Raw genomic sequence first — 15,246 nt, forward strand, 5'->3', positions numbered from 1 at the left:
GCAGGAAGCCACGACTTCAGATCAGGCGGCAGAAGATACGGCTGAGACCGGTCAAACGGGATGAAGCTGCTCATCTCACCACCTTACAACTTCACCTCTTCACAGGGTACCCCAACCCGACAGGCTGTTAGGTCAACACAGGACGTGCGGATCTCTGATCCCTTCATGTGCCCGTGCAGTGCGGGCGGCATGGGGAAATGTCTGCTGGACGGATATCCGGATGGGCGCCCTCGGGGGAGGTGTCGTCCTGTCGTACCGGATCGGGAAAGTAACGGTATATGGGGGGACTGATGAACATCACGCTGAAATGCACTGCCCTGCCATCTGTGACCATGCTGTCAGCGATTGACCTGAGCGTGCCATGCAATGCGGGACGGGTGTTCCGCCGGGGGGAAGCATCGTGATGGGTGACGGATCATTACGTATGCGCACGACAGGGGGCAGGGGTATCATGGGAAAGAATGTAATGGGCCTGCGCGCGCGACTGGGTGCGGTGTCATGCCTGGTTGGCGCGGGCCTGGTGATCGCGGGGCATACGGGCCGGGCGTATGCGGCGACATCCACGACGCCTGCCGCGCACCGTGTCACGCATCGGGGCACCACCACGCAGGCCAGCGCGCATGTCAGTCGCGCCGGGTCGTCCACCGCGCCGCAGGCCGCCGCCGCGCATTCTGCGAATGTGCCTGACACGCCAGAGGTCATCCATGTTTCGCGTGCCCGTGACGCCCGCGATGGCGGGGGCGGCATGATGCGTCTGGAAACCGCGCCGCATGCGGTGCAGACCGTGGGCAAGCAGTATATCGAAATGCGCAGTCCCACCAGCACGGGCCTTGACCTCGTCAAGAACCTGCCGAGCCTGAATGTCACGACCCCGGATTCCTCGGGCATGGAGGGCGGGCAGATTCAGGTGCGTGGCCTGACCGACCTCGACATGGGGCTGATGCTTGATGGCGCACCGGCGGCAGCGGCGAAATACCTGGCGGAGAACATCGATTCCGAAAACCTCGAAAGTGTCGAGGTCACGCCGGGCAGCGCGGGCACCGACCTGCCGGTCATGTCGGCGGCGGGTGGCGTGATGAACGAACGTTCGCACACCGCGTCGCACAAGTTCGGCGGCATGACGGATTTTTCGTATGGCACGAACAACCTGTCGCGCGAATTCATCCGCCTTGAATCCGGTGATATCGGCAATACGGGCGTGCGCAGCTTCTTCTCCTTCTCCAACTCGCACGCGCGGTCATGGATGGGGTCGGGCATCAACCAGCGCAAGCATATCGATTTCGGGTTGCAGAAGGACTGGCAGAACGGATCGACGGCGCGGCTGTTCCTGTCGTGGAATTCCGAGGATTTCACGATCGATTCCTATCCCGATGCCACGGCGTTCTACAATTACAAGCATACCGGTGTCGGATATGGCCGCAATTCCGACCCTTCCAGCGACAATTACTGGAAGAACAACAACGACCACTGGAACCAGATCTTCCTGACCGCGCCGGTCCATGTGGTGCTGCCGTCGCGCTTCTCCCTCGACCTGCAGCCCTATTTCAGCTTCGGGCAGGGATGGGACGGCTCTCCCGGTGGGACGACGGCGTCTGACGGGTCGTACAACACGCTGTTTGGCCCCTCGGTGGCCTATTACAATAACGGGCAGCTTGCGACCAACCAGAACCTGACCAATTACTTCCTCCAGAACGAGGTGCGGCAGGTCGGTGCGGTGGCCAAGCTGAATTACCAGATCGACGCGCACAACCATTTCTCGGTCGGGTACTGGTATGAAAACGCCCAGACCATCCAGTCCTATCCGCTCAGCACCACGATGGCCAATGGCGCGGACCCCAGCCCCAACTGGGCGCAGTACCAGATCAACGGCAACTCCGTGTTCGGGCAGACGGCGGGGTATGAACTGCATTCGCTGTTCGTGCAGGACACGGCGAAGTATTTCAATGACCGCCTGACGATCCATGCGGGCTTCAAGTTCGTGATGTCCAATGCGTGGAACAAGCAGTGGATGAACCACAGTTCCAACTATACCGGCGCACGCAGCGAGGCGAATACGACCGAACCGCTGCCGCAGCTGTCGATCGGCTACCAGTTCAATGACCATCACCAGGTCTATGTGAACGCCGAAGGCGATTACCGCGAACCCAGCGCCGTGGACCTTGGCTGGACCACGCCAGGGAACAAGATGCTCAAGAACCAGTATTCCATCAAGGAAGAGCTGGGCTACCGCTATCACGACAAATACGTGATGGTTGACCTTGCGCTGTTCAACTACAACGTGACGAACCGTATCCTCGACACCTATATCGGCGCGAACCAGTATGCCCCGATCGAGGGCGGGAACCAGACCATGCGTGGCTTTGACGTCATGGTGGCGGGGCGGTCATATTACGGGTTCAGCCCCTATGCCTCGTTCGAGTACCTGCATGCGACGCAGGATTCCAACGTCACGGATGGCAACGGGAACCTGATCCGCGCCAAGGGCCAGCAGGCGATCATGGCGCCGCATGTCATGGCCAATTTTGGCCTGACCTACAAATACAAGGGCTTCTTCGCCAATGCGAGCGTCCATTACACCGGCCCGCAGTCGGTGGCGCTCGACAACAGCGAGCGCATTCCCGGCTATGTCACCGACACGCTGTCGCTTGGTTATCGCTTCAAGCCGTTCATGTATGCCAAGTCGCCCACCTTCCGCCTGAACTTCACCAACCTGACGGGGTCGGTCGTGCGCACCGGCGCGATGGGGGCGATCTACTCCGCGGGGAACCAGGGGGGCTACAACGTCTATTACGGGGCTGCCGGCGGCCGCAGCGCGAATGGCAACTCCTTCATGGTGGAGCCGCGCTTTACCATGACGGGCACGATCTCCACCTCGTTCTGAGGGCGGTGGCCCGCCGGTATCCACCGGCGGGCCTTTCGTGTGTCCCGGCCCGGACGTGGGGGCGCATGGCCATGCCAGATGAGACATGCCGTGAATCATGAAAAGTTTTCGGGTGCTGCCCTTTGATCAAAAAAGGCAGTGTCTTTCGAAGCTTTTTGAAAAAATCTTCGCCAAAAACTTTTGTTTTTATCAGCAGGCTGTCCCGCAACGGCCTTTTATCGTGACGCCGAAGGCAACGACCACCATGCAGCACAGCAGACCCGATCCGGTTGATGAAGTCCTCCCGCCTGGCATGCTGTTCACGTTCGGGCTCCAGCATGCGCTGGTCATGTATTCGGGCACCGTGGCCGTGCCCCTCATCTTCGCCGCGACGCTGGGCATGGACATGGGGCAGACGATCACCCTGATCAATTCCGGCCTGATGACGTCAGGGGTCGCCACGATCATCCAGACGGTGGGGATCGGGAAAATCGGCTCCCGCCTGCCGATCGTGCAGGGATCGTCCTTCGTGACGCTGGCTTCCATGCTCATGATCGGGCAGGCGTACGGGACCAGCGCCATCTTCGGCGCGATCATCGGGGCGGGGGGATGCACGCTGGTGCTGGCCCCGGCACTTGGACGGCTGATGCGGTTTTTCCCGCCGGTGGCGATCGGCTGCCTGCTGACGGTCATCGGCCTGACGCTGATCCCGGTGGCGGGCGTATGGCTGGGGGGCGGGACGCCGTCGGATGCGGCCTTCGGCGCGACCCCGAACCTTCTGCTGGGCGGGGTGACGATGGCGGTCACGCTTGCGGTCTATGCGATGGGGTCGGGCTTTGTCTCCAACATCAGCGTGCTGCTGGGCCTGATTGTCGGCAGCCTCATTGCGCTGGCCTGTGGCATGGGGCATTTCCAGGCGGTGCATGATGCGCCGTGGTTCGCGCTCAGCATGCCCATGGCGTTTGGCGTGCCGACTTTCCACCTTGTGCCGGTGGTGATCATGACGCTGACGATGCTGGTGATCCTGGCGGAAACGACGGGCAACTGCATCGCGGTCGGGCGCCTTGTCGAACGTCCCACGGACGAGGAGACGCTGATTGCGGCATTCCGCGCGGACGGCCTGTCGACCATGCTGGGCGGTGTGTTCAACAGTTTTCCCTACAACGCGTTTACGCAGAATACCGGCCTGATCGCGATGACCAATATCCGCAGCCGCTTTGTCGTTGCGGCGGCGGGGGTGGTGCTGATCGTGCTGGGCCTGTTTCCGAAGCTTGGCGCGGTGATCGCGGCCATGCCCGCGCCGGTCCTGGGAGGATGCGCGCTGGTGATGTTCGGCATGACGGCGATGGGCGGGATCCGCGAACTGTCGCATGTGCGCTTTGACGGCACGCGCAACGGCATGATCGCGGCGGTGTCCATGGGGCTGGGCATGCTGCCGATGGCGTGCCCCACCCTGTTTGCCCATACCAGCGGTCTGGCGCGGCTGTTCCTTGGCAACGGGGTGTTCCTGTGCGTGTCTTCGGCGGTGGTGCTCAACCTGCTGATCGGGGAGAAGATCCCCACGCTGGAGGAGGAACTCGATCCCGCTCGGGCGCGGCAGGCACCATGACCATGCCAATTTCCCTGTCCGCATGTGACCTTGTGCTGCTGCGTGAGGCGATCGCGCTTTCCGCGCAGTCGCGCGCGCAGGGACGCCATCCGTTCGGTGCGCTGGTGGCGGATGCGTCCAGCCAGGTCGTCACGCGGGCCATCAATGATTCGCTGCCGCCGCATGGCGATCCCACCCGTCATGCCGAACTGGTCGCCGTGGCGCAGGCCGCACGCCTGCTTGGCCCCGACGCGCTGGCGGGCTGCACGCTCTACAGCAGTGCGGAACCATGCTGCATGTGCGCGGGGGCGATATACTGGGGCGGGATCGGGCGCGTGGTCTATGCCCTGTCGGAACGGCGGCTGCTGGCGCTGACGGGGGACCATCCCGAAAACCCGACCTTTTCCCTGCCATGCCGCACGGTTTTCGCCTGCGGGCAGCGCGAGGTCGAGGTCATTGGCCCCGCGCTGGAGGACGAGGCCGCCGTCGCGCATGACGGGTTCTGGACCCGTACTGCCCCCTGACGGGAAAAATCAGGCCTGGCCGTGCCTGTCCGAAAACAGCCTTGATGCGCTGAGCAGCATGCCGAGGAAGGCGATGATGGACGCGAATTCAAGGCAGCGCATCGACGGCCTTGTCGCGATCAGCCCGAACGTCATTGCCACGAGCATCGCCCCGGTCGCCTGCCCGCACTGGCGCGAGACCTGGACCATGCCGCTCGCGCTGCCGGAGCGCCCGGCGGGGGCCGTGACCATCATGATGCGGTTGTTGGGCGGCTGGAAGATGCCAAACCCCATGCCCGCCAGCCCGACGCGCCAGACGATGTCATACCAGTGCGGCGCCTGTGGCAGCAGGTAGAGCGCGAGGAAGCCCATCGACGTGGTGAACAGCCCCACGGAGGACAGGATCGTCGCCGGGACCCGGTCGCTCAGCCGGCTGATGACCGGGGCGACAAGCATGATCCCCACCGGCCACGGCGTGATCATCAGCCCGACCATCGAGGGCGAGGCATGGAACAGGTTCTGCACCGTGAAGGGGAAGGACACCATGAACAGGTTGGAGGAGACGAAGGCCAGGAACCCGATGCTGACGCCGGTGCGGAATGCCGGGACCTGCAGCATGTCGATCGGGAACATCGGATGGGCGCGCCCCTTCTGCCGCTGCACCAGCAGCACGGCCGCCACGATGCCGGTGATGGCGAAGGCGCAGACCTGCACGGCGCTGGCATGGTGTGCGATGGAATCGCCTGCCATGATGAGCGCGCCGAACGCCAGCGCGTTGAACAGGGCGCTCAGCCCGTCAAAGGCCCCGTGCTGCAGCGGCGTGCGCGGCAGGGACATCAGCGCCAGCACCAGAGCGGCCAGACCGAGCGGGATGTTGATGAAAAACAGCCACGGCCATGTGGCGACCGACAGGATGACGGACGCCACCGTCGGCCCCGCGCCAACGCCAAGGGCCACCATCACGCCATTGAGCGCAATGCCGCGCCCGATGATGGCGTGGGGGTAGATGAAGCGGATCAGCGCGATGCTGACGCTCATGATGCACGCGCCGCCCACGCCCTGCACCGCGCGCGCCAGCGACAGCGCCAGCAGCGAATGTGAAATCCCGCAGAACAGGGAGGAGACGATGAACAGCACCAGCCCGATCTGGCACAGTCGCCCGAAACCGATCCGCGCGCCGAGTGCTGCCGTGGGCAGCAGGGCGATGACGCTGGCCAACTGGTAGGAGTTGATGATCCACACCGCCGACGCGGCCGATACATGCAGGTCCGCCCCGATCGTCGGCAGCGCCACGTTGGCGATGGCGTAATCCAGCAGCGCCAGCAGGACCGACAGCGCAACCGCGCACATCGCCTGTATCCGGGCCGCGCCGTGCAGGCCCTCTCCTTCGGTCAGTATCCTGGTGTCGCGGGGCATGGCATTCGCTGTCTTGCGCGCACTGCGGCGGCGGGGCCGTGCGCGGGGAAATGGGGCACGGGCCCCGTCGCGGGCCCGTGGGGCGGACGGAAGGGCGTCAGGCGCGCGTGGCGCGTTCCAGCGCGCGCGCGCCGATATCGTGACGCCAGATCGCGTCATCCCAGCGGATCGCGCCCACCCCGGCATAGGCCCGATCACGCGCCTGCGCCAGCGTGTCGCCCGTGGCGCAGACCGCCAGCACACGCCCACCGGCCGCGACCAGTTCGCCGTTCGCGTTCAGCTTCGTGCCTGCCTGGAACACCTGCACGCCCGGCAGCTTTTCCGCGTCCTCGATGCCTGCGATTACGCCGCCGGTTACGGGCTTTCCGGGATAGCCGCGCGCGGCCATGACCACGCTGATGGAGGCCTGGTTGGAAAAGCGGATGTCCGTGCCCGCCAGGTCGCCCTTCGCCACGGCGGCAAGGGCGGCGAGCAGGTCGCTTTGCAGCCGGATCAGCAGGGCCTGCGCCTCCGGATCGCCAAGGCGGACGTTATATTCGATCAGCTTCTCGCCCTCGGGCGTCAGCATCAGGCCTGCGAAGATGATGCCGCGGAACGGCGTGCCGCGTCGCGCCATCTCGCGCAGCATGGGGCGCACCATCGTATCGAGGGCGGCTTCCTGCCGCGCCGCATCGAACCCGGCGGGGGGGGAAACCGCGCCCATGCCGCCGGTATTGGGGCCGGTATCGCCATCACCGATGCGCTTGTGGTCCTGCGCCGCGCCGATCAGCACGGCCTCTTCCCCCGCGCAGAAGGCGAAGAGCGAGACCTCGTCGCCGACCAGACACTCCTCGATCACCACCGTGCGCCCGGCATCGCCCATCGTGGCGTCGGTCATCAGGTCGCGGATGGCGGTTTCGGCTTCCTCCACGCTCTGGGCGACGATCACGCCCTTGCCCGCCGCAAGGCCGTCGGCCTTGACCACGATCGGCGCGCCGGTGGCGCGTACATGCGCCAGCGCGTCAGCGGCGTTGTCGAAGCGTGCCCAGCGCGCGGTGGGGATGGCCGCCGCGTCGCAGACTTCCTTGGTGAAGGTCTTGCTGCCCTCAAGCTCGGCCGCCGCGCGCGACGGCCCGGCGCACGCGATTCCGGCCTGCGCGCAGGCATCGGCCAGTCCAGCCACCAGCGGGGCCTCCGGCCCTGGCACCACAAGGTCGATGCGTTCATCGCGCGCAAGTTTGATCAGGCCCGCCACGTCATCGGCCCGCACGGCGCAATTGGTGCCCAGCGCGGCCGTGCCGGGGTTGCCCGGCGCGATGAACAGCGCCTCCAGCAGGGGCGAACGCGCGATCGCCGCCGCCATGGCATGTTCACGCCCCCCCGATCCGACCAGCAGCACCCGCATGAATCAATTCTCCTGTTTGCAATCCGCCCTTTCGGGACGCGCGTCTGTATCATACCTTCGGGTCATGCATGAACCCAGCCATCCCTCTGGCGCGCAGGGCGCCACCAACATCGCGGAATATTCCGTATCCGAAATATCGGGCGCGATCAAAAGCACGCTTGAAGGCACGTTTGGCCGTATCCGTGTGCGCGGCGAGATTACGGAATTCAAGCGATATTCCTCCGGCCACCTGTATTTTTCCCTCAAGGACGAGAAGGGAAAGCTGTCTTCCGTCGTCTGGCGCGGCAGTGTCGCGCGCCTGGGGCTGAAGCCGGAAAACGGCGTGGAGGTCATCGCCACGGGCAAGATTTCCGCCTATGGCGAACGTTCTTCCTACCAACTGGTGATCGACCGGCTGGAATATGCGGGCGAGGGCGCGCTGCTGGCCCGGATCGAGAAGCTGCGCCTGCGCCTTGCGCAGGAGGGGCTGTTCGATGCGCAGCGCAAGCGGCGACTGCCCTTCCTGCCGCGTGTCATCGGTGTCGTGACCTCCGCGCAGGGGGCGGTGCTGCATGACATCCGCACCACCATCGCCCGGCGTTTCCCGCGCGACCTGCTGGTCTGGCCCGTGCCAGTGCAGGGCGAAGGCGCGGCCGAACGCATTGCGGAGGCGGTGGCCGAGTTCGACCGCATTGATGGGCGTTCAGGGCTGCCCCGGCCCGATGTGCTGATCGTGGCGCGGGGTGGCGGGTCGCTGGAGGACCTGATGGCCTTCAACGACGAAACCGTGCTGCGCGCGGTGGCGGCGTGCAGGATTCCGCTCATCTCCGCCGTGGGGCACGAGACGGATACGACGCTGATCGATTTCGTGTCCGACCGGCGCGCGCCCACCCCCACGGCAGCGGCGGAAATGGCCGTGCCCGTCCGGGCGGAACTGGAGGCGGACCTTGCGCATCGCATGGCGCGGCTGTCGAACGGGCTGGAACGCATGCTGCAACTGTCGCGCGCGCGGCTGGAAAGGGCGGCGGCGGGGCTGCCGGACCTGCCATCGCTGCTGGCGACGGCCCGCATGCGCCTTGATGACCGGGGGCATCGACTCGACATGGCGCTGCCGGCGCTGCTGGAGCGGCGGCGCGCGCGCCTGCAGGCGGCGTGCGACCGGCTGCCCACGCCGGGCACGATCATCGCGCTCAAACGCTCGGGCCTGACGCTGGCCTCGGCCGGGCTGGTGCGTGCCCTGCCGCATTACCTGCGCGACCGTCGCAACCGGGTGGCATCGCTGCGCCCGTCGGCGCCCGCCCTGCTGGCGCTGCTGCGTGAGCAGCGCGCGCGCGTGCAGGGGGAAGGCGGACGGCTGGAGTCCCTGTCGCCGCGCGCGGTGCTGGAGCGGGGTTATGTGCTGGTGCGCGACCGTGCGGGCCATCCGCTGACGCTTGCGGCGGAGGTGAAGGCCGGGTCGCAGGTCATCATGACCTTTGCCGATGGGGAGGTCGCGGCGCGGACCGAACGTGATACCCAGAGCCAGCAGGGACGGCTGGACCTGTGACAATGAAGGGACAACATGCAGTGGCAAGGCAGGGCGTGAACATGAAACGGCGCGGAATGTCGCGTGTGGCACTGGCGGCGGCGTTGCTGGGGGGCATGGCGTCGGGCCTGTCCGCCTGCGCGCCGCATCATCGCGCGGCACCCGTTGCCTCACCCCCGCCCGTCGCCGCGACAGGCGCGGCGGCTCCCGTGCTGGTGAACGACCCGTCCGCCCCGGCGGATACGCCGCTGTGTGGTCATGCGGCGCGGGAGGCCAACGCCATCGGCGCGACGATCCATCCCGACATCACCCCTGAACGCAGCAGTTGCGCCGCCAATGCGTGTTTCGATCCGCAGACGGGGACCTATATCGGGGCGGATGGCAACCGCCATGTCTGCCGGTAGGGAGCGCGCTCCCTGCATCCTGACCTGCTTGGAAAGTGATGGTTTCCAAAGGGCAATGCCCTTTGGTGGGGTATGGGGCAAAGCCCCATGGAAACCGGAGGAGCCCCGCCCCGTAACGGGAGAGCGGGGCGCGTGATCAGCGTTCGATCGGGCGGTATTTGATACGGCCCGGTTCGGTCGCATCCGGGCCAAGGCGACGGCGCTTGTCTTCTTCATAAGCCTGGAAGTTGCCTTCGAACCATTCGACGTGGCTGTCCCCCTCGAAGGCGAGGATGTGCGTCGCAAGGCGGTCGAGGAACCAGCGGTCATGGCTGATGATGACCGCGCAGCCCGCGAATTCGGCCAGCGCCTCTTCGAGCGCGCGCAGCGTATCGACGTCGAGGTCGTTGGTCGGTTCGTCAAGCAGGATGACGTTGCTTTCCTGGCGCAGCATCTTGGCCAGGTGGACGCGGTTGCGCTCACCGCCCGACAGGACGCCGACCTTCTTCTGCTGGTCCGGCCCCTTGAAGTTGAAGGCGCCGACATAGGCACGCGACGGCACCGCGCGCTTGCCAAGGTAGATGACGTCCGTCCCGCCGGAGATTTCCTCCCACACGGTCTTGTTGTCATCGAGGCTGAAGCGCGACTGGTCCACGTAGCCGAGCTTGACGGTATCCCCGATCTTCAGTTCGCCGCTGTCGGGCTTCTCAAGGCCCATGATCATCTTGAACAGCGTGGACTTGCCCGCGCCGTTCGGCCCGATCACGCCGACGATGCCACCGGGCGGCAGCTTGAAGCTGAGGTCGTCGATCAGCAGGCGGTTGCCAAAGCCCTTGCGCAGGTCCTCGGCCTCGATCACCGTGCTGCCAAGGCGCGGGCCGGGCGGGATGACGATGTCCGCGACACCCCCTGCCTTTTCGTTGTTCTGCGCCAGCATTTCCTCATACCGGGCGATACGCGACTTGCTCTTGGCCTGACGCGCCTTGGGGGAGGAGCCGATCCATTCCTGCTCCGCCGCGAGGGCACGCTGGCGGGCGCTTTCCTCTTTCTCCTCCTGTGCGAGGCGCTTGCGCTTCTGCGTCAGCCACGAGGAGTAGTTGCCCTCGAACGGGTAGCCACGGCCACGTTCGAGTTCGAGGATCCAGTTCGTCACGTTGTCGAGGAAGTACCGGTCATGGGTAATGACCATGACGGTGCCCTCGTAATCGCGCAGGGTCTTTTCCAGCCACGAGACGCTTTCGGCATCAAGGTGGTTGGTCGGTTCGTCAAGCAGCAGCAGGTCGGGCTTCTCGAGCAGCAGGCGGCACAGCGCGACACGACGGCGTTCACCGCCCGACAGCTTGTCCACCGGGCTGTCGGCCGGGGGGCAGCGCAGCGCGTCGAGCGCGATCTCCAGCTTGCGGTCGAGTTCCCACCCGTCGCCCGCGTCGATGACTTCCTGCAGTTCCGCCTGTTCGGCGAGCAGGGTGTTCATCTCCTCGTCGGACATGGGTTCGGCGAACTTCATGGAGATCTCGTTGAAGCGGTCCACCGCCTTTTTCAGCTCGCCAAAGCCCTGGGCGACGTTCTCGCCCACGGTCAGGTTCTCGTCGAGCTTGGGCTCCTGCTCGAGGTAGCCGATGGTCGCACCCTCGGCGGCCCAGGCCTCGCCACCGAATTCCTTTTCGATGCCGGCCATGATTTTCAGCAAGGTGGACTTGCCCGCGCCGTTGACGCCAAGGACGCCGATCTTGACGCCGGGCAGGAACGACAGGGTGATCCCCTTGAAGACCTCGCGCCCACCCGGGTACGCCTTGGTCAGGTCCTTCATCACATAGACATATTGCGTGGCGGCCATGACGGTCAGGCTCCCGAAAGCTGAAGGATACAGGAATGTGCAAGGAACATGGTTGAGGGCCCCTACGGCAAAGGGCCGCGTTCATGCAACAGGGCCTGCGCCCGGCAGGACTTGAACCCGCAACCAAGCCGTTATGAGCGGCCCGCTCTAACCAATTGAGCTACGGGCGCGCAGGCAGGTAGTGATTCGCGCATGTGCGACCTTTTTGCAAGATGCCACAGGGGCCGGTGAAGCCGAATTTACATCTTTTTTCACGCATGACCCCCTCACGGCGGAGATGACATATGTGTAACGTCCATGATCTGGCTCATGTCCGGGGGGTGCGATTGACTGTATCGGGCATGGGCAGGACATGCACGACAGCGTGACATCGCGCCCGCGTGTTCGTGCATGTGGATTTGAGTATGACAGAACAACCCTTTGCGTGGCAGGAGCCATAAAGTGGACGTATCCAAGATTTCCCCGGGCAAGGACGTGCCCAACGACATCAACGTGGTCATCGAGATCCCGCAGGGATCGGGCGTGAAGTACGAAGTCGACAAGGACAGCGGCGCGATCGTCGTTGACCGCATCCTGTTCACGCCCATGGTGTATCCCGCCGCGTATGGCTTCATCCCCAACACGCTGGCCGCCGATGGCGACCCGACCGACGCGCTGGTGCTGCTGCCGGCCGCCGTGGTTCCGGGTTGCGTCGTGCGCGCGCGTCCCATCGGCATGCTGAAGATGGAAGACGAAAGCGGCCAGGACGAGAAGATCATATGCGTCCCCCACGACAAGGTGCACCCGTACTATTCCAAGGTCGAGAAGCTTGAGGACCTGCCCGAGATCACCCTGAAGGAGATCGAGCATTTCTTCACCCGCTACAAGGACCTTGAAAAGGGCAAGTGGGTGAAGGTGTCCGGCTGGGCTGGCAAGGAAGAAGCCGGCAAGGCGATCATGGATTCCATCGCCGCCGTGAAGAAGAAATAACACCATCGCGGGGTGGCGGGGCCGCGGCCGGTCCCATGCCGCCCCCATGCCTGCCTTTATATGACCGCCCCGCGCCCTGCCGTTGCGTGCCGGGGTCAGGCCATCACGGCGCGTGCCGCGTCAGCGGGGCCTGCCGACCTGCCCGTCAGGCGCGCCACCAGCGCCATGTAGCGGGCCATGTAATCGCTCATGTCCAGCGTGCGCACCGCCTGCGCCCGGACCTTTTTGCGCAGCCTTCGTGACAGGTCGCGATCCTCCAGCAGTTCCAGCACCCCGTCCGCGATGCGCTGCGGTTGCAGGAACGGCACGAGGCGCGCGGTTTTCCCGTCGTGCAGGAATTCGCGCACGGGTGCCGTGTCACTGCCGACAATCGCGCATCCGCAGGCCATCGCCTCGCGCAGGGACCATGACAGCACGAACGGGTATGTCAGGTAGACATGCGCATCGGCGCGGCGCAGCAGATCAAGGAACCTGTCATAAGGCAGCCTGCCGACGAAATGCACCCGCGCAGGGTCGATCCACGCACCGACTTCCGCCAGCATCCGTTCCCGCCAGCATCCCTGTGGCGGCGGCGTGCCATAGCTGACGCCATCGCCGCCAACCACGATCACCCGCACATCCGGCCGGGCGCGCAGGATGCGTGGCAGCGCGCGCATGAAGACATGGAACCCGCGATAGGGTTCAAGGTCGCGCGCGACATAGGTCACCAGTTTTTCGTGTGGGGAAATATGGACATTCCCCAGCGTGAAAGTACGGCTTGCGGCTGCGGGGTCGGGCCGGCACTGCGCAAGGTCCACCCCTTCACGCAGCAGCGTGATGCGCGGGCGCGCCCAGTCGGGATAGGTGTCGCGCTGGAAACGTGTGGGGGAATGTCCCCATCCCGGCTGCGCCAGCGCCTGGAGGTTGAGCGTATTGCGCGCGCGCACCATGGGGGCGGAGGCCGGGGAGAACGGGAATTCCGGGTCGAACCCGACATCCAGCCCCATCGGGTGATAGAAGAATTCGTAATATCCCAGAACCGGCACGCCGGGATACACATCGCCAAGGTCCAGCAGTTCGCCCCAGCCGTGATGGCCGATGATGATGTCGGGCATGAACCCGAGGTCGCGCAATGTCCGCGCCGCCTGCGCCACCTGTGCGGCGCGTTCCATCGCATGGGCGATTTCGCCCACCGGTGGCGGCCCGCCCACCGGCACGGGCGGGGGCATGCGGTATCCCACGCGCCGCACCCCCGGCATCGTGCCGCCCCCGGTCTCGCTGATGAAGACAATCTCGTTGCCGCCCTGCATATGCAGGTGGCGCAGCAGGTGTACGAACTGCCCGGGGAAATTCTGGTGGATGAACAGGTATTTCACCGCCCATGCCCCCGAACCGCTGGGGGCGGGGCATGCGGGTCAGGACATGGCGACATGATGCCGCCCTCAGTCCCGGCGCCGTGTCGCAGCCTTCCTGCGCGCCTTGAGCAGCGCCACCCGTGAGCCGGGGGCCTTGCGCCCACGACCGGGATGGATGTCTTCCGGCGCAAGGGGAGGGGCGGCGGCCTTCTGCGCCGGTGCCGCCTTTGTGGTTTTTCCCGCCGGCCTGCTGCGTGTGGATTTCGCCGTGGCTGCCTTGGCGGTGCTGCCTGCGGGGGGCTTGCGCACGGATGCCGTGCCGGGGGATGCGATGGCCGCAGGCGGCGCTTTGGCTGCGATTTTTTCCCTGACCGCCTCTTTCCGGACTGCCTTTTTCCTGCGTGTCGTGCCACGGGCAGGCTGCGCGCGCGCGGGTTTCTCCTGCGCCGTGTCATCCAGCAGGTCGAGCAGTTCCCTCTCCTGCGGTGGGTCGGTGTCCGGCGGCGCGGTTCCTGTCGTGTCCTTCCCATCGTCCCCGTCATGTGTCGCGCGCGGGGCGATCTCGATCACGAAGGCCTCCAGCGCGGACAGGTCGTCGGACATGGCGGCGATGTCTTCCACCGGCCCGACGCGGCTGCCATCGACGAAAGTGGCGCTGACGCGGCAGGTGAATTCTTCCGCCGCCTTGCCGGTCAGGCGCACCCGCAGTCCCAGCAGCGGCAGCGCCATGCCACGACTGCCGCAATAGGTGCCGCCCGTCACCCATGGGGAAAACCATCCCTGTCCCAGTACGGCCTGGTATTCGATCTGCTCCGGCGCGACGGGAGGGGCGGGCAGGATGGCGAACCCTTCGATCCACGCCTTGCTGCCGATCGTGCCCATCCATGCGTCACAGGCGACCTGTACGTCCCCGCGCCGCTGGATATGGGCGATGATCCCGCTCTCATGCCCGGCTGCAGGGTCGGCCGTGCCGGGCACGGGGGAGGGCGCGCGGGCCGCCGCCTGTTTCATCGTGGTGGCGGGCGCCGGGAAGGCGGGCGTGGCGGCAGGTTTCGCCACCGGGGCATAAAGCCGCGCCACCTGAAGGTTGGGCCGCACGTCGTCATGGGCGGGATCGTGATAGGTCGTGACCATGATCCATGTCGGCCGCTGTTCCACCCGGACGAGGGCCGCGCCACGGTCAAGGCCAAGCCACCCGTCCTCATCAAGGCCACGGATCATGACCGCGCCGTCCGGGTCCGTGGGGGACGGGGTGATGCGCACACCCGGCAGGCCACCCAGAGGACCGCCCCGGCGGGGCGCGGCGACGGGGGCATGGAAGATGCAGAATGTCCCCGGTTCCAGCAGCATCAGTTGCGCCGCCACGCCAATATTGAGGATGCGTTCAGGCTGTCCCGTCATGCATGGGCGTCCTGGTGACGGGACTGCGGGCACCTGTGCGGCGCAGGGCGTGTCGGAGGGCGGGCAT

At 65.6% G+C, this 15,246-nt stretch carries 11 protein-coding genes and 1 tRNA gene; 6 read left to right on the forward strand and 6 right to left on the reverse strand.

What is annotated here, in order from left to right; genetic code table 11:
- The first annotated feature begins 451 nt into the window (after positions 1-451).
- From KMAL_RS11500 to KMAL_RS11510, 3 genes are all read left to right on the forward strand, one after another.
- Positions 452-2,881 carry a TonB-dependent receptor gene (locus KMAL_RS11500; RefSeq protein WP_239020101.1) on the forward strand — a complete coding sequence of 810 codons (2,430 nt, stop codon included), beginning with the start codon at positions 452-454 and terminating at the stop codon, positions 2,879-2,881.
- 244 nt (positions 2,882-3,125) lie between these two features.
- A complete protein-coding gene (locus tag KMAL_RS11505; RefSeq protein ID WP_110095865.1) occupies positions 3,126-4,469 on the forward strand; it encodes a nucleobase:cation symporter-2 family protein in 1,344 nt (447 codons plus the stop codon).
- Positions 4,466-4,972: a nucleoside deaminase gene (locus KMAL_RS11510; RefSeq protein ID WP_180999809.1), complete on the forward strand. Its 507-nt coding sequence runs from the start codon at positions 4,466-4,468 to the stop codon at positions 4,970-4,972. Before KMAL_RS11505 ends, KMAL_RS11510 begins: the two co-directional genes overlap by 4 nt.
- A 9-nt stretch (positions 4,973-4,981) precedes the next feature.
- Here KMAL_RS11510 and KMAL_RS11515 read toward each other — a convergent pair whose 3' ends face one another.
- The gene (locus tag KMAL_RS11515) at positions 4,982-6,367 is read right to left on the reverse strand and encodes an MFS transporter (protein WP_110095849.1); all 1,386 of its coding nucleotides are present in this window, start codon (positions 6,365-6,367) and stop codon (positions 4,982-4,984) included.
- A gap of 97 nt (positions 6,368-6,464) precedes the next feature.
- Entirely contained in the window at positions 6,465-7,751 is a 1,287-nt protein-coding gene (purD, locus tag KMAL_RS11520) for a phosphoribosylamine--glycine ligase (RefSeq protein WP_110095850.1), read from the reverse strand.
- A gap of 64 nt (positions 7,752-7,815) precedes the next feature.
- Between purD and xseA the strand changes: the two genes are divergently transcribed.
- Complete coding sequence (xseA, locus tag KMAL_RS11525; RefSeq protein WP_110095851.1) at positions 7,816-9,276, forward strand: exodeoxyribonuclease VII large subunit; 1,461 nt, start codon at positions 7,816-7,818, stop codon at positions 9,274-9,276.
- A gap of 56 nt (positions 9,277-9,332) precedes the next feature.
- Entirely contained in the window at positions 9,333-9,659 is a 327-nt protein-coding gene (locus tag KMAL_RS11530) for a BA14K family protein (RefSeq protein WP_180999810.1), read from the forward strand.
- 136 nt (positions 9,660-9,795) lie between these two features.
- On the opposite strand, the gene ettA is transcribed toward KMAL_RS11530, so the two are convergent.
- Positions 9,796-11,475, reverse strand: coding sequence for an energy-dependent translational throttle protein EttA (gene ettA / locus KMAL_RS11535; protein ID WP_110095852.1), 1,680 nt, complete (start codon positions 11,473-11,475; stop codon positions 9,796-9,798).
- 96 nt (positions 11,476-11,571) lie between these two features.
- A tRNA-Ile gene (locus tag KMAL_RS11540) sits at positions 11,572-11,645 on the reverse strand.
- Positions 11,646-11,916: 271 nt separating this feature from the next.
- Between KMAL_RS11540 and ppa the strand changes: the two genes are divergently transcribed.
- Positions 11,917-12,444, forward strand: a complete 528-nt coding sequence (gene ppa, locus KMAL_RS11545; protein WP_110095853.1) for an inorganic diphosphatase — start codon at positions 11,917-11,919, stop codon at positions 12,442-12,444.
- Positions 12,445-12,539: 95 nt separating this feature from the next.
- On the opposite strand, the gene KMAL_RS11550 is transcribed toward ppa, so the two are convergent.
- Positions 12,540-13,799 (reverse strand): glycosyltransferase, encoded by a 1,260-nt coding sequence (locus KMAL_RS11550; RefSeq protein ID WP_110095854.1) that lies wholly within the window; start codon positions 13,797-13,799, stop codon positions 12,540-12,542.
- A gap of 66 nt (positions 13,800-13,865) precedes the next feature.
- Entirely contained in the window at positions 13,866-15,179 is a 1,314-nt protein-coding gene (locus tag KMAL_RS11555; RefSeq protein ID WP_167400064.1) for a hypothetical protein, read from the reverse strand.
- Positions 15,180-15,246: the final 67 nt, after the last annotated feature.

The sequence above is a fragment of the Novacetimonas maltaceti genome, assembly GCF_002906255.1.
Classification (GTDB): Bacteria; Pseudomonadota; Alphaproteobacteria; order Acetobacterales; family Acetobacteraceae; genus Novacetimonas; species Novacetimonas maltaceti.

Bases quoted from the DNA above. Each gene is read 5' to 3' on its own strand.
- KMAL_RS11510 (WP_180999809.1), top strand. From the start codon at position 4,466: ATGACCATGCCAATTTCCCTGTCCGCATGTGACCTTGTGCTGCTGCGT.
- purD (WP_110095850.1), bottom strand. From the start codon at position 7,751: ATGCGGGTGCTGCTGGTCGGATCGGGGGGGCGTGAACATGCCATGGCG.
- KMAL_RS11555 (WP_167400064.1), bottom strand. From the start codon at position 15,179: ATGACGGGACAGCCTGAACGCATCCTCAATATTGGCGTGGCGGCGCAA.
- KMAL_RS11515 (WP_110095849.1), bottom strand. From the start codon at position 6,367: ATGCCCCGCGACACCAGGATACTGACCGAAGGAGAGGGCCTGCACGGC.
- ettA (WP_110095852.1), bottom strand. From the start codon at position 11,475: ATGGCCGCCACGCAATATGTCTATGTGATGAAGGACCTGACCAAGGCG.
- KMAL_RS11505 (WP_110095865.1), top strand. From the start codon at position 3,126: ATGCAGCACAGCAGACCCGATCCGGTTGATGAAGTCCTCCCGCCTGGC.
- xseA (WP_110095851.1), top strand. From the start codon at position 7,816: ATGCATGAACCCAGCCATCCCTCTGGCGCGCAGGGCGCCACCAACATC.
- KMAL_RS11500 (WP_239020101.1), top strand. From the start codon at position 452: ATGGGAAAGAATGTAATGGGCCTGCGCGCGCGACTGGGTGCGGTGTCA.
- KMAL_RS11530 (WP_180999810.1), top strand. From the start codon at position 9,333: ATGTCGCGTGTGGCACTGGCGGCGGCGTTGCTGGGGGGCATGGCGTCG.